General features: G+C 53.6%; 16 protein-coding genes. 2 read left to right on the top strand and 14 right to left on the bottom strand.

What is annotated here, in order from left to right; genetic code table 11:
* Window positions 1-78: 78 nt before the first annotated feature.
* The 10 genes from ABID47_RS14175 to ABID47_RS14130 form a co-directional block, all read right to left on the bottom strand.
* Entirely contained in the window at window positions 79-885 is an 807-nt protein-coding gene (locus tag ABID47_RS14175) for an SDR family oxidoreductase (protein WP_116231172.1), read from the bottom strand.
* A gap of 134 nt (window positions 886-1,019) precedes the next feature.
* Window positions 1,020-1,829, bottom strand: coding sequence for a hypothetical protein (locus ABID47_RS14170; protein WP_354497556.1), 810 nt, complete (start codon window positions 1,827-1,829; stop codon window positions 1,020-1,022).
* A 13-nt stretch (window positions 1,830-1,842) separates the two neighbouring features.
* On the bottom strand, window positions 1,843-2,598 hold the full coding sequence (locus ABID47_RS14165) for a vWA domain-containing protein (RefSeq protein ID WP_076167860.1): 756 nt from the start codon (window positions 2,596-2,598) through the stop codon (window positions 1,843-1,845).
* 45 nt (window positions 2,599-2,643) lie between these two features.
* Window positions 2,644-4,785, bottom strand: a complete 2,142-nt coding sequence (locus ABID47_RS14160; RefSeq protein ID WP_354497554.1) for a hypothetical protein — start codon at window positions 4,783-4,785, stop codon at window positions 2,644-2,646.
* 121 nt (window positions 4,786-4,906) lie between these two features.
* Window positions 4,907-5,182, bottom strand: coding sequence for a WXG100 family type VII secretion target (locus ABID47_RS14155; RefSeq protein ID WP_076167864.1), 276 nt, complete (start codon window positions 5,180-5,182; stop codon window positions 4,907-4,909).
* A gap of 83 nt (window positions 5,183-5,265) precedes the next feature.
* Window positions 5,266-5,550 (bottom strand): DUF4176 domain-containing protein, encoded by a 285-nt coding sequence (locus tag ABID47_RS14150; protein ID WP_145948999.1) that lies wholly within the window; start codon window positions 5,548-5,550, stop codon window positions 5,266-5,268.
* 127 nt (window positions 5,551-5,677) lie between these two features.
* On the bottom strand, window positions 5,678-6,733 hold the full coding sequence (locus tag ABID47_RS14145) for a WXG100 family type VII secretion target (RefSeq protein WP_354497551.1): 1,056 nt from the start codon (window positions 6,731-6,733) through the stop codon (window positions 5,678-5,680).
* Between the two features lie 6 nt (window positions 6,734-6,739).
* On the bottom strand, window positions 6,740-7,567 hold the full coding sequence (locus ABID47_RS14140; RefSeq protein ID WP_116231177.1) for a hypothetical protein: 828 nt from the start codon (window positions 7,565-7,567) through the stop codon (window positions 6,740-6,742).
* Between the two features lie 16 nt (window positions 7,568-7,583).
* On the bottom strand, window positions 7,584-11,573 hold the full coding sequence (essC, locus tag ABID47_RS14135; protein ID WP_354497549.1) for a type VII secretion protein EssC: 3,990 nt from the start codon (window positions 11,571-11,573) through the stop codon (window positions 7,584-7,586).
* Window positions 11,574-11,661: 88 nt separating this feature from the next.
* A complete protein-coding gene (locus ABID47_RS14130) occupies window positions 11,662-11,994 on the bottom strand; it encodes a hypothetical protein (protein ID WP_116231179.1) in 333 nt (110 codons plus the stop codon).
* Between the two features lie 523 nt (window positions 11,995-12,517).
* On the opposite strand from ABID47_RS14130, the gene ABID47_RS14125 reads away from it, so the two are divergent.
* Window positions 12,518-12,757, top strand: a complete 240-nt coding sequence (locus ABID47_RS14125) for a hypothetical protein (RefSeq protein WP_076167876.1) — start codon at window positions 12,518-12,520, stop codon at window positions 12,755-12,757.
* A 21-nt stretch (window positions 12,758-12,778) separates the two neighbouring features.
* Here the strand turns inward: ABID47_RS14125 and ABID47_RS14120 are convergent, their stop codons facing one another.
* From ABID47_RS14120 to ABID47_RS14110, 3 genes are all read right to left on the bottom strand, one after another.
* The gene (locus ABID47_RS14120) at window positions 12,779-13,444 is read right to left on the bottom strand and encodes an S-layer homology domain-containing protein (RefSeq protein WP_354497546.1); all 666 of its coding nucleotides are present in this window, start codon (window positions 13,442-13,444) and stop codon (window positions 12,779-12,781) included.
* Between the two features lie 216 nt (window positions 13,445-13,660).
* Window positions 13,661-13,798, bottom strand: a complete 138-nt coding sequence (locus ABID47_RS14115) for a hypothetical protein (protein ID WP_167527256.1) — start codon at window positions 13,796-13,798, stop codon at window positions 13,661-13,663.
* A gap of 97 nt (window positions 13,799-13,895) precedes the next feature.
* The gene (locus tag ABID47_RS14110) at window positions 13,896-14,423 is read right to left on the bottom strand and encodes a hypothetical protein (RefSeq protein WP_354497544.1); all 528 of its coding nucleotides are present in this window, start codon (window positions 14,421-14,423) and stop codon (window positions 13,896-13,898) included.
* 211 nt (window positions 14,424-14,634) lie between these two features.
* Here ABID47_RS14110 and ABID47_RS14105 point away from each other — a divergent pair, with 211 nt between their 5' ends.
* Window positions 14,635-15,261, top strand: coding sequence for an FMN-dependent NADH-azoreductase (locus ABID47_RS14105; protein ID WP_354497542.1), 627 nt, complete (start codon window positions 14,635-14,637; stop codon window positions 15,259-15,261).
* A 97-nt stretch (window positions 15,262-15,358) separates the two neighbouring features.
* On the opposite strand, the gene rsgA is transcribed toward ABID47_RS14105, so the two are convergent.
* Window positions 15,359-16,447, bottom strand: a complete 1,089-nt coding sequence (rsgA, locus tag ABID47_RS14100) for a ribosome small subunit-dependent GTPase A (protein ID WP_354497540.1) — start codon at window positions 16,445-16,447, stop codon at window positions 15,359-15,361.
* Window positions 16,448-16,866: the final 419 nt, after the last annotated feature.

Below are 16,866 nucleotides of genomic sequence, written 5' to 3'. Positions count from 1 at the left end.
ACGATACGGCCGCAACAAAAAAGGCAGCTCAAGGGCATCCACCGCTTGAGCTGCCGTTTTATATATACCGAAAAGCTGTTAAACCAACAGCGATTCCGCACCGTCGATAATGATCTGCGCTCCCGTAATATGCTTGGACTCGTCCGAAGCCAGGAAGGCCACCAGATCCGCCACGTCTTCCGGCTGACCCGGCCCGTCGGCGAGCGGCTGGCTTCCTTCCGGAAACTTGACCGGGATGACGATTTCCTTCAGCTCTTCCGTTTTCTCCGTGCTTTCATCGATGTTGGTCGAGATCGCGCCGGGGCAAATAACGTTGACGCGGATTTTGAACTTGGCCAGCTCCAGCGCCGCCATTTTGGCGAAAGCGACCTGCCCGGCTTTGGACGTGCTGTAAGCCGACATGCCGAAGTTGGAGAAGGTGCGGTTGCCGTTAATCGAGCTGGTGATAATGACGCTCCCGCCATTTTTTTTCAGATGCGGAATCGCGTATTTCACCGTCAAAAACGTACCGTTCAGATTGACGCTCAGCGTCTGCTGCCAGTCTTCCAGCTGCATTTCCTCAATCGGGGCCAGCACGCCGTTGATGCCTGCGTTTGCGAACACCACATCCACGGAGCCGAACAGCTCGGCGGTTTCCAGTACCGCCTTCTCCACGCGTGCCGCATCGGAAGTATCCACGTCAAAAGCGCGGGCCGCTCCTTCGCGGATCGCGTTGATTTCCGCTTCCGTCTTGGAAGTCCGTTCATTAATCAGATCAAATAAGGCCACGTTAGCGCCTTCCTGCGCCAGTTTGATCGCTGCCGCTTTCCCGATGCCGGAGCCTGCGCCGGTAACAATCGCCGTTTTCCCTTCGAATCGCTGTCTGTTGTATTGCTGCTGACTCATCGCTATCTCTCCTTTTTCATCCTCATCAAATATAGTTATCTGTCTCAAGATTACCCATAAAGGAGGTCAGCTTAATCATCGCGCAGCAAACAAATTTTATACCCGCAAAGGGTCAGCCAGCAGCAAGCGGTTCATTACGACCACTGCAATTCAAGAAAAGCGGCATCATCCTGAAGCCCTTCGGTATGGGGCGCATCGAGCAAAATCTGGATCAGCTCGTCCGGCAGCACCTGATGGATCGGGTCCAGATCGGCGAGCCCGTCGGTATACAGCTGCAGTCGCATCGGCATGCCGTAATCCAGCCGGGTTTGGTACACATGCGGTTTGCCGCCGACCGGACCGGTTAGCGTGGACCACCGCTCATTGGTCCGAAAGGTGTCATCAAAGTGCTCGCTGACTTCCAGACCGTCCTTCCAAAAGCGCAGCCGCGAGTCTCCCTGCCACGCCATCCACAGTCTTCCCTGCTTCTTTCTGCTTATAGGCAGCTCAATCCGCCCGCAAATATACATGGATTGGCTGCCCATACGCTGCTTGTCCTCCAGCACCTCCCGAAGTAAGGAGGGAACCCCGCCCGGTGGAGCTAACCGCCGAAGCTGCGCCGAAGCGGATTCGGTGATGGACGTCATGAACTCCGTAAATCCGGCCGAAGACCAGTCCCGCGTATGGTCCAGCCAATCCAGCAGCGTGTTGCCGAGAAAACGGGCGGCAAAATCACCTTGATAGCTCATACTGACGCCGTCACACAGCACAAAGTTGCACACGTCACCGTACGTCTGCACACCGACGAAATCCTGTCCGTTCTCTCCCTGCAGAAGCGTCTCCATCGCCCGTCCGTAAGCGTACCTGCACAGTACCCGTCCCGAATGGGAAGCGAGCGGCTGCTCCTGGGCCTGGGAGCTTATAAACGTAAACATGTCACCGGTTGCTGCCGAGTTTATTTTCACAGGCGGATCCCTCCTAAGCTCTTACCGGCGTGGCCGCCGACATTTGAAAACCGATGGATACCAGCTCCGCACAACTTCCCGGAAGCATCATCAGCGCCCCCGGGGCAAGCAGATAATCGGCTTCGACCAGCATGTCCCGATAGCTCTCCGGAAGCGGAGATGACATGTTTCTCAGCTTCACCGCATGCTCATCGTGAAGGAGAGTATCCGGCAGGATGCCTCTCCAGCGGCGCGGCTGGGCAATCGGCTGGTCGAGCATGTGATCGGAAATGAAGATGTTCTCCACAAGCACGTTCCCGTCAGGCACGCTCATGCTCATGATGCGCCTTGCGATCGGCTCGGGATCCTCTCCGGTCGTTACTCCGTCCGTCATGTGGCAGACGAGGGGAGCCGGGCAGTCCTGCATGCGCGGCAGCTCGGCCTGCAATATTTTCTCTGCCTGCTGAAAAGCTTTGGCCGAATCCGAAAACCGCTTCGGGGTCAAGTCCGGCAGGGAACCGACCGCTGCAATTTCGTCGATCCCTTTGATCCCGTTCAGCAGATCGTACACGTCGTCACTGTAAGCCAGGATGGCAATCCGGTACCGGGGCGTCAGCCGGTTCCCTTTCGTGGACCGGTACACCATTTGGCGAATCGCAAGTGACAGTGCTTCGTACACCACGTCGATGCGCCGTTTGCCGTCCATGAGCATATTCATGGATGCGCTGATGTCGATCAGATAGATGATCAGCGCCGGAGTCCGCTGGGAAGCCTGGATCGTATAGTTCATCAGTAAACAACTCCCCTTTGATTAATTCCTTAGTCTTTTCTATATCTAAACGTCAGGCAGCGAGTAAGCGCCGTTGGAAAGGAATTTGTAGATGGCCGACGCCCGCGTTCCTACCTTGCCGACAGACTTGAAATACGCCGCATCCTGCTCATACAGGTGGGCGAAATCCTTGGCGTAGGAGCGCGCCCGTTCAATGTTGCCGCCCCGCTGGGCGTTAAAGGCCTGATTGTAGTAAGCGATCAGCTGGACGACCTGGCCGGAGCGCTTCTGCTTCAGCTGCTGCGCCTTCGCCTCGGCTGCTTTACGGGCCGCTTCCGCTTCCGCCCTCGCCTTCGCTTCCTTCTGCTGTTGATAAGCAAGATAGGCTTCGTACTGAGCCTGCTTCTGGTACATTTCCTGCAGCTTTTTCCGCTCGGCAGCCTTTTTCTTTGCTTTTTCCTTCTGCTGCTGCAAATAGGCGTCATATTTCGCTTGGACTGCGTACTGATCCTGCAGTTTCTTGCGCTCTTCGGCTTTGCGCGCCTCCTCAAGCTTTTTCTGCTCGGCCTCGGCCTGCAGGCGCTGCGCTTCCGCCTGTTTCCGGGCTTCTTCCTGCTTCCGTGCTTCTTCCTCTTTCCGCGCGGCTTCCTGCTTCTGCAGCTCGGCCTGCCGGTTCGCTTCCTCCTGTTTTTGATCCGTTTGCGCTGTATCCGGGACCGCAGGAGCTTTCTCGCCGCCTGGCTTCGTGCCGGCTCCCGCCTCCATGTGCTTCCCTGGCGAATGGTCGGCAACGATTTGGTTGACGGCAAACGCCGTCCCGGCGAGAAGCAGGATGACAACCGCCGCCGAAGTCAGCCATTTACGCGACTGGTAAAAAGGGACCTTGTCCGGCTTCCGATCGGGGCCTGGCGGATTCAGCTCGGATTCCAGTCCGCGTATCGCAGCTTCCAGCTCAATCTCCATCGGTGAGCCTTCGCTGACAAAATGGTGGGCGGACTTGTACACCTCCAGAGCACCGCTTAGATTTCCACTCGATTCGAGCTCTCTGGCCTGGTGAAACAGCCTGTTGACGACATCCTGATCACCGGGCGCGGCTTCTTCCCCCTTCGTCAGGGCAGCCGCCCGCTCAGCGGCCGCTGCCACGAAACTTCTGGCAGTAGGCACCGCCGGCGGCCGCAAAGCTGGGGAGGAAGCGGAAACCAACGGCTCCGGAGACTCCGCCGGTTGAACCGCATCCTGTTTCTCCGTAACGCTTTCATCCGCGTTTTCGCTGTTCTCCGTCATCGTTGACAGCAGCACCAGCCACTCGCCGAACGTCGGGCAGCTGCTCAAATCCTGGCTTTCCCAGGCCCGCGCAAACAGCTCCGCCGTCCTCGCTCCCCAGTTCCGTTCCAGGGAATTTTTCAGAATAAAGTACCGCTCGCACGGATTTTGCAGTTCAGGCTGATCAAAATAACTTTCCCCCCAGGCCTTCTCTACGACTTGGGGATCGCACCAACCCAGCATTTCCGCAATGATGACCGCACCGGCGAACCGGTCGGCATAACCGCTCCACAACCCGCTTTGCACCGTCCGGTGCGCGGCATACCCCGGTGAACCCGCCAGCAGCACATCAGGCCTGTCCAGCTTCGGGCTGTACATCTGCTCAATGTCTACCAGTTCGACCACGCTTCGCGGTTCCGGCAATTCCACTTCAGAAAAAAACGGAAGCATGACATTGGGTGCCGACAAATCGCAGTGCGCCAAGCCGCGCTGCTCCATCCCCGATCCGATGGCCGCCAGCCCTTTGGCCAGCGCGAGGCTGTCCCCGCGAAGCAGCCGGCGCTGGTCGGTCATAATATCGAACCAGGTATGCCCGTATATCCAGGGCATGAGCACCGCATACAGCAGATCCGGATGCTCGGCAATCAGGCTTTCGTTTCTTTCGGGAGTGAGCACGTCTCGTCTGCAGACCTGCAAACCCGGACTTTCACTGTACATTTCCATCATTTCGGACTGGTACACCATCGCAGGAATACGATACTTCGGAAAGAACACTTTTAAAGCTTTGGCTTCATGAAGCTGCCCGCTGGCAGGAATCAGCTGATAGACGATTCCCTGCCTTCCTGCCTGCGCATAAGCTAACCCGGGAGCGGCAGGATGCTGGCCAACGCGGTACAGCACCCCGTTAATAACCATCTCATCTCCCGCATTCGGTTGAAAAGACATGGACACCCCCCTTTCACTTAAACTTTGTGGACTGCAAGAAAACCGGGAGTAAAATACACCCGGTTGATGATTCCTACGATCTCATTCTACTGTAAACGAACCGTAACTTAAATGGCTAAAATTATCTCGTTTCATCGATAGAGCGGAATTTCTGGGCAATGGCCCCAAGCTCATGGCTGATGCTGTTCAGAATCTGGACAAATGACTGCATCTGTCTGCCGGCTTCTTGAAACTCCTGGAAAAACCGCTGCTTCGTCAGGCCTTCCCATTGCCCCTCCATCCCCTGGATCGCTTGGGACAAGCTCGCTACGAGCTGCTGGCTCTGCTCTCCGCTCTGCTTAAATTGATTGGCGACCGCCTCCACCTGTTCCGGTGAAATCAAAATACGTCCTGACATGATGGTCCCTCCCCTTTTATCGGTTTCCTATGCTTTCCTCGGGTATCTTAAACTCTAGCTGCACATCACAAATGCCATTTGACTTAGCTTGTCGCGGATACCTCCGACAGTATTTTTTGGAATTTTTCCTCTTCGCTGTTAAAAAAGCCTTTGAACTCAATCCTGTCGATATCTTCATGATTAAACAAAAATGTATAATTCGGATCAATATATCCTTCCGGGTAAACGACCCCCAAATAATCATACATCTGATTGTTTTCCTGATGAATCTGCTTACGTCCATAAATCATCAGCTTCTTCTGTGCCCCTCTGAGAAGAACCACAGATCCGAGCGGAAGCAAAGCTTGTGAAGGAGTCCCATTATCCATCGCTTGTCCGTCCTCTCATTTAAGTATGTATTCTTCATGGGTAAGCAGCCGGTAATCACGATCCGGTAATAGAATCAGATGCAGATAGAAATAACAGGGTATTTCACGTCTACTGCTGGGTTCCGTTTCAGGCAAAACGCATGCCCAGCGACTTCAGCTTGTCTTTCACCTGGTCCGCCAGTATGCTCGCCCCATGGGTAACCGCCTTGACGGAGTCGGACACCAAGTCCATCCCGCCTGAGGCACGCGTTCTCAGCGTTTTACCGGCGACTTCGATGTCGGTTACAGCCGAAATGACGAGACTCGAGGCCAGACCGACAAATGCCCCCACAGCGGTTCCGGCTGCCGGAACGACGGATCCGACCGCAGCCCCGATGGCCGTACTTCCAGCTATCGCACCCAGACCTATACCGTTATTGATCATGAGATGGCCGGGAGCCCTGTCCTCTTCCCCGCTCTCCTGCTGCAGCTCATGCTTTGTTCCGGTTCCCGGAGGGCCTTCATTTCCCGAATGGCCGCCCGGTCCTTGTCCCAGGGTTCGGATTTTGCCCGCTGCCTTAGGGTCGACGAACCTCCAGGCTGTAGGATTGTTAGCGGCCCGCTCCAGCAAAAACTTGGCACTTCCGGCATGCTCGTTTTTGTTTATACCCAAGCGTGCGTCTTTAGCAGCAGGAAGTACAGCTCCAGCCATCAAAGTCACTAACCCAGCCGCCGCTCCGGCGGCAGCCGTCCCATGGCTGTTCCAACCCGAGTAACTGCCCCCCGCTTCGGCATGGACGGCCTGAACAGCGGATAACGGATTGGAGACCGTCCCGTCTGTCAGCCCATACCCAGGCAGAATCGGTTCTCTCCCGGAGACGGCCGCCGACTGGAACATGAGTGCGGGGCTTGAGTACATCAAGGTATCGTTCAGAATGGAATGATGCTGCTCGTCTGCGGTTTGAAATTCGGATGCCTTGGATTCGATCCATTTGCCGATATCCTTCAGCATGGCATAGATCTGTTCCCCCTGCCGGTGTGCGGACTGCCATTCGTCCATTACGGATTGCGGGAAAGCCGCTTCTCCCCTAAAGTTCCCAAGCGCCTGATTCAAGGCGAGCGTCATTTCCCGAATTTGTTCACTGCCTCTATCTAACTGACGGCTTAAAGACCGGAGTGACTCCGGTTCAACAGAAATACGCACGGACTCTCACCTTCCATTTAATTCTGCAGGCTGCTTCAGCCACTGAAGCAGCATTTCCTCAAATTGTTCCCTGCTCGCCGGAATGGCCGTCAGCCAGTCCTGATCCCCTTTGATGCTCATACGTACGAGCCAGTTCATCGTGTCATTGACCATAAACGCCGCATTTTGCGACTCCCAGCCGCTGCCGGTCCAAGTCGACAATTGCAGCTCACCTTCACCCGTGCGGTATTTCATGCATTTGGCAAGCGCGATAGAACCTTCCACATCGTTTGTTGCCTTTACCAGCTGGTCGCCGAGCTCTTCGAACGGAATTTCCGAGGTATGGCTGAAGAGATGGGCAAACTTCTTTTTAGAGAGAAGCAAAGCCGGCGTCTCCATCGGCGCGAAGTTTTTCAAGTCCATTTCCTCCACCAGCGTGCGGCAGGCCTCCTCGACGGTCCCGAGCTCATCCAGTTTGTACTGGCAGTCCTCTGCGGATTTGCATACTTGAACGACACGTTCGTTGGTCACATGAAGATAGCCTTCAAACGTTTCGTCGTTTTGAACATATTTAAGCCAGCAGGACCGCTGCGCCAAGCCGGCAATCGCCACTCTGGAAAAGATCTTGGGCGGCATAGACAATTCTATGCCGTTCTCTTCCTCAATGAGGTAACCCTTTTCCAGCAAAGAGGCTTTCACAATATCCCATTCTTCCGAGATCTCTTCGGCCAGATATCCTTGAAACGGGTCTTCCACGCCGAGAAGCCGGTCCGAACCGAGAATCCCGGCAAGAAAAAAGAATTCTTTATTATCAAGTGTAATGGTGTCCTGTCTGGAAGCATGAATCGTCAACATTATGAGCCACCTCCCCTCAAACGACAACATGCCATCGGTCGCGAATTTCGGCAACCCAGCGATGGCTGTTCCAATAGTCATCAAACGGAATTGCGGCCTTAACCCTGAAATATTTCCGTTTAATATAGTACCCTTGTCCCGGCGGAAGGATTTTCAAGCTCCCCTGGGTATGACTCGCTTCCGAAAACGGAATACGAAAGAACGATAAATCGTTAGGGTCTAAAGTCCCGAACAAAAATCCGCTTTGGCAGGATTTAATATCGTTAAACCAGTCTGCGCCGAACGTCGGTAAATCAGCGGGCACTCCTGAAACGATCACATGCACATTTCGGTCGCGTCCCTGGCGGACGATCGCCGTCAGCTGCTCTTTCACTGTAAAATCCTGGAGCTGTTTCGCCAACAGGTCCGCATCATCGATCACAAGCACGGCAGCCGGCGCTTCCTGGCCTGGACTCCGGGCTTGGACCTGTTCATACAACCGCTGAATCAGCGGTCCAAGCTCTTCCTCGCGGCTGGCGCCAGCCTGAATATGCGGAAGTTCCGCCAATTGGCTCAGCCCGCGGTTCCCATAACGGGTATCGATGGTATACATCTGCAGCATTTCCGGCGGATAGCGGTGTGCGAGGGACAGCATCCAGCTCAGCAGGAAGGAGGTTTTCCCCCCTTCCATTGGACTTGCTACGATAAAATGCGGACCTTCCTGCAGGTCGACCCCGAAAGGGTCCAGGTCATCGGTTGCCAGCCCGAGCGGCACCTTGAGGCTGCCGCCGTTCAATAGATCCCGGTCGTAACCGGCTGCCGGCGGGAGCAGCTCCCTGAGCGTGACACGGTCAGGCAGCTTCCCGATTTCCGGAGCCTGCTGCTCGGGGTACAGGGAGCGGATCAGCTGGATCCGGTTTCGGAGCGCTTCCGTACGCTGCACCTCATCTTTTCCAACGGCCGGCAAAGCCGCCTGAAATTCCAGCGGCGGCTGGTACCCCTTCACCAGACCTCTTCCCGGCGGCAAACTGCCCGGTATCCGTCCCGGTCTGCCGACAGCATAATAATAATCGGCGGAGTCGGCCAGCTCGAAGGTCAAAGCGTTCGTCAGACTGCTCCGCACTTTCTCGAATATATCAGAAATCCGGTTGGCCGTAACGACAAATGTCATGCCTAGAGCCGCTCCTTCACGGAGGAGAAACTCCAGCGTTTCGTTTTCCTCCGGGTAGATGTTGCGGAAGTTCAAATAGCCGTCAATGACGATGACCAGCTGAGGCAGCAAACCAGGACGGAACGGTCTGTAAGCGGCTGCCGTCTTTACACCTGCTTCGGCGAACAATTCTTTCCTGTGAGCTGCCGTCTTCATCAGAAACCGGAAGAGCCGCTTGATCCGGTCCTCCTCTTCGGCCGTCATGACCGCCCCGATGTGGGGAAGCCCCGCAAAATCGCGCATGACCCGACCCATGTCCACAACGTAACCGTTCCAATCCGCCGGCGAGTACAATCTTGCCAGCGACATGAGAAGGGACTGGACAAAGGTCGATTTGCCGAGGCCCGGCATCCCGTACACAGCCCAATGTCCTTGCTGCATCGGGATGGTCAGAAGCCTCTGGCTTTGGTTCGGCAGATCGTCCATCAGGCCGGCTATGCCGGCGATGTCATCAATTTTGTCCGCATCCGTCCCTTGCATGACGGCGTCCAGCTCCAAATGCTCCGGAAGCGGCGGAAGCCACGGGCCCTGCAGGCGGATAATCCCCTCTTCTTCCGCAGTCCGGGCGAGCTGATCTATAAATACCTGCAGCTGTCGCTTCGGCTGCTGCGTCAGCATTTCGGCCGCGGTCATGCCCCCGGACAACAGGCATTCCCGCTTGCCATTCAGCCCGACTTCGCTTACCGCCCGTTTCTCAAGGGAGGCCTCAGGGTCCAAATAAGGCGCCCCGCTCCATGCAAACTGCATTTCCTCGAACACTTCGTCACTGCCAACCTGAAGGTAGCCCCTGCCCGGTTTGGTGATCCAGGCGGCATTAGGAATTTTCAGCATATCCCGACTGTCACTTTCATCCTGAACGCGGAGGCAGATGCGGAACCTCGCATTGCTCCATATTTTCTCGTCAACGACTCCCGCCGGCTTCTGGGTGGCCAGAATCAGGTGAACGCCCAGCGTGCGGCCGATCGCCGCTATGCTGATCAATTCATCCATAAACTCGGGCTGGTCCCGCTTCAGCTCGGCAAATTCATCTATAATAATGACCAGATGCGGAAGGGGTTGTCCCTGCCGCTGTCTAAGCAGCTTATAATATTCATCGATATGCTGCAGATTGCCCGATTCGTTAAGTATTTTCTGGCGTCTGACCAGCTCGGCCTTCAGCGAGACCTTGGCTCTTTCGATCAGGCTGCTGTTCAAATTCGTGATCGTTCCGACAACATGCGGAAGGTGATTAAACGTGTTGGACATGCCGCCGCCCTTATAATCGATCAGCATGAAAGCCAGGTCATGCGGGTGGTATTCCGCAGCCAGGGAAGCGACGATCGATTGAATCACTTCGCTTTTGCCGGATCCCGTCGTGCCTGCGATCAGGCCGTGAGGGCCGTGACCGTTCCGTTCGATCTTATCGTGAATGTTGAGCATGACTTTTTTGCCCCCGGCCCGGACGCCGATCGGAACGGGAAAGCTCTCCGGATAACGGTTGTGCCTCCACCTGCTGCGTACATCCCACGCCCGGATGTCTTCCAGACCAAGCATGTCGAACAAGGACAGCAGCGATGGAATCTCCGAAGCCGACGAACGCTTAAGCCGGATCGGGGCCATATAGCGGGCGAGCGCGTCCGCCTTTTCCAGCGTAATCGTATCGGCTTCAAAGCTTTGCAGTTCAAAAGAACCGTCTTCCCGTTTCAGCGAATACTGGCCGCTCCCCTGGGACATATCAACGATCAGCTGGCACTGCATCGGCAGCTTCTCCTTGCGGTCCGATATAATGATCGTGCAGGCATCGACTTCGGCAGCGTCCTCCAGCAGCAGCGGCAGGAGCGGTTCTTCTTCGATCAGCCCGCTCCCCGCCAGAACGACGACATAGGCCGGCAGCTGGGCTGCGATCTTCCGGCCGGAAAAAGCACGGGACGTCTTGCGCCTTACCAGCCGCTGAAACAATTCATCCGCCAGCTGGTGGGCGCTGCTGCGGCGGTCCGCCATATAACGCGATGATCTGTCCTCGTCCCAGACATGGGGCAGCCATCTCATCCAATCCCAGTCTCCGGCATCCTTCTCCTCATAAAACGCCGCCAGCTTCACCTCATCCGGCGAATGCCGCACGGCCAGCTGGACGGCGACCACCCGAAGCGCGTTCATGACGGACTCGCGATCGCCGACGATACCGACGACTTTAGCCTGAAACAGCGGCAATACGATAGAGGATCCCGGCACAGTCTGAAACTCTTCTTCGAGCGACTGCGCCGCTTCGAGGAGCGGATCCTTGACGTAGCCTTCGGGCTTTGGCGCCTTTACCTTTGTATGAAACGGCAGGCTGCCGGTACCAATCCGCGTATGCAGAAAGTCGTCGTCTTCCGGTGAACGTTCCCACAAGGAACTGTTCCGGTTTTTTACGATATGAAAGCAAACATCGGGGTCTCCATGGATATCGTACAGCACGTCCACTTGTTCCTTCTGCCCTGCGGCAAGCTCCTTCCTGAGCTTGTCCAGCTCCGCATAGTACATGCTGATGCGTTCGTTCAGCTGTTCTTTATATTTCCTTTTGTTTCCCAGATAAGCGATGAAAGGGATCGTATATGATGTAAGCATCATGACAACAGAAACCATTTGAAACATGACGTACGTGTTGTTCGCTATATTCCCTGTAAGGTTCATGTAGATAAACAAACCGATGCTGAAAATGGTCATCACTGCCGGGAGGATGATCGAAACCAAAGAAAATGATGGTTTACTCGGCTCGCCCGGCGGCCTCAGGATGTCCAGCCGCTGTTCCTTGATCGTCGGTTTGATTCTGGGCGAACGTTGATATAACACATTCATAATGCGTCAACCCCTCTTTTGGCATCCAAAATCCTTCAGGTTACCCATGCAATAAGTACTAGTGTTCAGGAATTCAAAAAAAACATTTTTAACTTTCCATTACCCGATTCCATTCACATTGAAACAAATTTCTTCTGCCGAAGCTCGGCGCCTCTTCCGTCGTGGTCGAAAAGGCCCGCTGGATTCGGACCATACAGCCTTCCCTAAGTCCTGCTTCAGCTACGTCCTGGGCATCCTTTACCGGGAACCAGAGCCCCTCGGGAAATTTGCCTTCTAATATATATTGCGACCCTTCAGGCGGAGCTTCCCCATAGATTCGAACGCCCAGCATGTCCTTTAGGTGGGCCGCCGGGCAGTCATCCGGCACTTCGACATCAAACCAGTCTCTTTCCTGGCCGCTGATCATCACGGTTAGAATCAAAGGTGTCCACTCCTTCTTGCCATAGTAGAAATAGCTCATTTATTGTAATTGAAGTAACTTTCAGCAGACCCAAGCGAAAATATGAAAACTTTGTAACCTTATGATAATGTAACATCAGTGCATAATCCTGTCAATTTGTGACATTTTAACTAGTTTAATTCTCGGCCTTCTAGAGTTTTGTGGTTCCTATGTACTATTTTTAGATGGATTTATCTGTATGTAACTGATTTTATATCCATTTTTAAGGAGATACTGGTCCTATTTTATCACTCAGAAAATAATACCTGATACCCAGTTTCACAAGTTGATTCAAGAAAAGCAAGTTCCCTCTTAAAAGATTTATAGCCTTGGCGTATTTTTAGGGCCGCAGGTTTTGAAAACACACAAAAAATCGGAAGCCTCTAATTATATTCACTTCCGAAAAATTGTGTGCAATTTAACTATTTATAAGTTTTCTTTAAGGTTTTTTTAATATTTGGCAGGTAGAATACAGGTATGGAATAACACGAATGAGGTGATTTCTATGAGAATACTAATTAACTTCCAAAACAAAGTAGTACCCGTATATTTTACAACCGACTGCAAACAACCTGTTTCAAAAATAATGAAGCTGCTGAGCGGCACCTTGGAAAACAAAATTCAAAACGGAAAAAGAGCACTTCAGAAATGCTTGAATTCGCTGATCAGCATTGAAATCGAAGGTTCCGAAGCCATCCTTCACAGCAAGAGCGAAAACGACACCCTCGCACTGTCCCTCTATTAAGAGGGATGGTGTTTTTTTATATTAAGGCTGGGACTTCACCTGCTGATGGGACTCCACAAAAGCAACCGCCTCATAGATCATGGCTGCCGCCTCGGCACGGGATATCGGATCCTTTGGATGGATGTTCCCTTCCGGGTCTAACGCCGTAACCTTATATACCAAAGCACGCTCAATCGTTCCCTGGTACGATAGGGTAATGCTCGCCTCGTCTTTGATTTGAATGTATAATTTGGGCAAAGGATATGCTCCGGTGCGCTCGATGCCCTGAACCAGATAGTGAATAAACTCTTCACGGGTCAGCGTCCGGCCGGGTTCGATGCTAGCCGGGATATCCAGTTCATTATAATGGGCGACGATAAAAGGCTGAGCGTACCAGGCGTCATTGGCGACGCGGGTGAACACGTCTTTTGCCTCCGGCTTCTTAATAAATGCGATGCCATCCAAATTCAGCTTCAGCGACTTGACGATCATCGTCACCCCTTGCGACGCGGTCAACGCGGCTTGCGGCCGGAATTCGTCGCCAGTCATCCCCTGTACCAATCCACGGGCATGAAGGCTCTCAATTTTTTCTTTCTCCTGGACTCCGGTTAAATCCTTAAAGGAATCGTCCGCGTAGATTTGCGACGGTGAAGCGGCCAGGCCGATCAGTGCCGCGATCACAACGGCTCCCTGCAGCAATTTGTTCACGATGCATCCACTCCATGCGTAATATTTTCCAATCTGATCTGTTTGACGGCTTGGTGGATCGAAAGGTTGCACAGACGGGTAAAAGGGCACAAAATAACCCCACAAAGTGGGGCTCCTTCATGAAAGCTATTTCGGCATTTTCGGGGGACCTTGCAAAAGGATAAAGTTCGATATCGTAAACCAGTATTCCGTGAAGGCTCCCCTGATCGTCATGTACTAGTGTCTGCCCGTATGGAAACCGGTTGCTCTTTCTGCTTTCTGGATGCGGATTTTGAACAGCTGCACTAGATTGGCGCGCGTATGTTCTTCTTGGCAGGAGTCCAATTTTTTTAAAATAAAGCGGTCAATGGACATGCCCATCCTCTCCTTGTCATTGAATTTTCCTTATAAACCCAGGGAGTTTCTTCCTGTTTTGAATATATACCCAGCCGTTTCCACCTTTAATCAGCGCCTAGCGGCGCAGGTGATGCTCGGCTTCCCTCATCAGCAGCATCATTAGAACATTTATGACAAAAGACGCCACAATCAGCAAGAGCCCGAGAATGAGCGCCGCAGCTGGAAGCAGGGCAGCGATGAGCAGGACGACGAACATCGCGGGCACGAGCAGCAAATACCACTGCCAGCGCTGGAGAGCCATGCTTTGAAACTGATACAGACCTCTCCTTCCAGCCAGAGCGCCGATTCCCTGACAAATATGAAACACCATATACAAATTCAGAAGGAGGATGACCAGGTCCAGCGGAATTCCGATCGCTGCGGAAGCCCGGGGCAAGACCGACAAAACAAGGGCAAGAGCGGACACACCAAGCAGGACAGCCGCCGTGTTCCCGGCTTTGCGAAAATGCTCGGAGCGCCGGTTCAACTTGGCCAGCCCAACATAGAACAGCAGATAGCCGATCACGTCGGGTAAAATGTCAAAACCGTTGATTTGGAAATCAAACAAAAACAAAAATCCCCAAAACAGATGATAAAAGCCCATCCTTCCCCCACCTCCCTATTCCTTACTATTATATATTGGAATGACTAGTCCCATTATGACCAGGAAAGAAAGCGCTTTTACAATAAATATATTTTCGTCATCATTCGACATCTGTTTCTGCTCAAAAAATATTTTTTTGACTTTTTAAACATTTTCTTTTACTATATTTATCATAGTTAGTGATTATTTTATACTTAAAGGAGTTCACACCATGTCTACTGTACTTTTTATCAAAGCAAACAACCGTCCCATTGACCAGGCGATCAGCGTGAAGCTGTATCATGCTTTCAAGGATTCCTACACGGCAGCTTATCCGGAGGACGAAATCGTGGAGCTGGACCTGTTCGCCGAGCAGCCGCGCTATTACGACCATACGACGATTACCGGCCTGTATAAAACCGCTAACGGCATCGAAACGACACCTGAGGAACGTGAAGCGGCAGCGATCGCCGACCGCTACCTCGATCAGTTCCTGGCCGCCGACAAAATCGTCTTCGGCTTCCCGCTGTGGAACATGACCGTTCCGGCCGTGCTTCATTCGTACCTGGACTACCTGAACCGCGCAGGCAAAACCTTTAAATATACGCCGGAGGGCCCTGTAGGTCTGGCTGGCGACAAGAAGGTCGCTATCCTCAATGCGAGAGGCGGCATCTATTCCGAAGGCCCTGCCGCTGCCAGCGAAATGGCCGTCAACTTCGTTTCGCGCAGCATGGGTCTGTTCGGGATCAAAGATGTAACGACCATTATCGTTGAAGGCCATAACCAGCTTCCGGATCAGGCTGCCGCATTGGTTGAAGCCGGTGTAGCCAAAGCTGCCGAAGCCGCCAAGAACTTCTAATCCTGCTTATCTGCTTATAGAATGATTTGCATTGAAGCTGGACAACGATCTCCAGCCCAAAAAACCACGATGGATACCATCGTGGTTTTTTGCTGACTTATTCATCCATCAGCTGCTTCGTCCAATAGGATGAGGATTTGCGCGGGGCCCCACTTTTGGATCCCCGCCCCTTCGGATCAGCCTTGCGCCTGCTTCGTGCTTCTTTTACCGCTTGAAACTTCAGCTCCCGCTGGGTCTTATGGTAATTGGACAGCCGCCGTTCCTCCAGTACGCCTGCTTCCACCGCTTCCCGGACGGCGCATCCCGCCTCGCCTTCATGCTTGCAGTCCGCAAAGCGGCACCGGCTGCCGATCTCCTCGATGTCGGAAAACGCTTGGGCCAGGCCTCCTTCGTCTTCGAACAGCCGCAGTTCGCGCATGCCGGGCGTATCAGCCATGATGCCCCCTTGGGGCAGCAGGAACAGCTGGCGGTGCGTCGTCGTATGGCGCCCGCGGCTGTCATCTTCGCGGATCCCTTGAGTCTTCTGCACGCCGGCCTCGGACAACCAGTTGACGATGGTCGATTTGCCGCAGCCGGATGAGCCGGTCAGCGCCACGGTGATCCCTTCCCCCAGGTAAGCGGAGACGATGTCGCGTCCGATATCTTCCAGCGCGCTGATGGCGTGAACCGGTACCCCCGGCGCCGCCCCTTCCATCTCAGCGACCTTCAGCTCCGCGTCCGGGCATAGATCGGCCTTGCTGAGCAGTATAACCGGGGTCACGCCGCTGTTCCAGGCCATGATCAAATACCTTTCCATGCGCCTGACGTTAAAATCGTCATTGAGTGAGCTGACCAAAAACAGCGTATCGACGTTGGAGGCGATGATCTGCTCATTAACGGTGGCGACTCCTGCGGCCTGCCGGGAGATGCAGGTTTTACGTTCCAGGACGCTGTGAATGATCACCCGCTCCTCCTGCTCCAGCACCTGAACTTCCACCCAGTCGCCCACAGCCGGCAGCTCACTCCGGTCCTGATGCTCATGCTTCAGCCTGCCCGATATTTCTCCCCATACTTCCCCGGCTGAGGTCCAGACCCGGTACATTTGACCGAAATCGCTGACGATGCGGCCGGGAACGTGCTGTTTGCGATCTCGCTGCAGCCATTTCTGCTGCCAATCCGTATTCCATCCATAATGCTCTAAATTCAAGTAAAAATCCCTCCAATTCGTGAATGAATGACAAAAAGCCCCCGAAGCTTAGGCTCCGGGGGCTTGACTTCTGAATCAATCAGAGAGCATTTCCCTTTATGCGCAAACCGAAACGTCCGGAAAAGGCACACCAAATCTGTGATGCCATACCGAACGTTACCGAACGCAAAAAAGCCGCGGCAACCCATGTAGGTCTCCGCGGCTTATTCGGCAAACATGAAACCATGCCTGCTGATGAAATGCCGTATGATCAGACGTGAATCCTCAAATCCGATCGATTATCCAGCCGTCAAAGGAGACCATATATAAAATGTTAAAGGGGTCAAGTTCCATACAATGCTCTTCATCATTTGATATCGTCTCCTTTCCTGTCATTTGCTGCCATCATATACGGAATGCTTGTTTCATGTCAAGCCTTA

Origin of the sequence: Paenibacillus favisporus, from assembly GCF_040545415.1 — a bacterium.
GTDB lineage: Bacteria > Bacillota > Bacilli > Paenibacillales > Paenibacillaceae > Paenibacillus_AQ > Paenibacillus_AQ favisporus.
Note: the sequence above shows the minus strand (reverse complement) of the source record. Positions and strands in the feature narration are given on the sequence as shown.

Bases quoted from the DNA above. Each gene is read 5' to 3' on its own strand.
- ABID47_RS14175 (WP_116231172.1), bottom strand. From the start codon at position 885: ATGAGTCAGCAGCAATACAACAGACAGCGATTCGAAGGGAAAACGGCG.
- ABID47_RS14165 (WP_076167860.1), bottom strand. From the start codon at position 2,598: ATGAACTATACGATCCAGGCTTCCCAGCGGACTCCGGCGCTGATCATC.
- ABID47_RS14160 (WP_354497554.1), bottom strand. From the start codon at position 4,785: ATGTCTTTTCAACCGAATGCGGGAGATGAGATGGTTATTAACGGGGTG.
- ABID47_RS14155 (WP_076167864.1), bottom strand. From the start codon at position 5,182: ATGTCAGGACGTATTTTGATTTCACCGGAACAGGTGGAGGCGGTCGCC.
- ABID47_RS14150 (WP_145948999.1), bottom strand. From the start codon at position 5,550: ATGGATAATGGGACTCCTTCACAAGCTTTGCTTCCGCTCGGATCTGTG.
- ABID47_RS14140 (WP_116231177.1), bottom strand. From the start codon at position 7,567: ATGTTGACGATTCATGCTTCCAGACAGGACACCATTACACTTGATAAT.
- essC (WP_354497549.1), bottom strand. From the start codon at position 11,573: ATGAATGTGTTATATCAACGTTCGCCCAGAATCAAACCGACGATCAAG.
- ABID47_RS14125 (WP_076167876.1), top strand. From the start codon at position 12,518: ATGAGAATACTAATTAACTTCCAAAACAAAGTAGTACCCGTATATTTT.
- ABID47_RS14115 (WP_167527256.1), bottom strand. From the start codon at position 13,798: ATGTCCATTGACCGCTTTATTTTAAAAAAATTGGACTCCTGCCAAGAA.
- ABID47_RS14110 (WP_354497544.1), bottom strand. From the start codon at position 14,423: ATGGGCTTTTATCATCTGTTTTGGGGATTTTTGTTTTTGTTTGATTTC.
- ABID47_RS14105 (WP_354497542.1), top strand. From the start codon at position 14,635: ATGTCTACTGTACTTTTTATCAAAGCAAACAACCGTCCCATTGACCAG.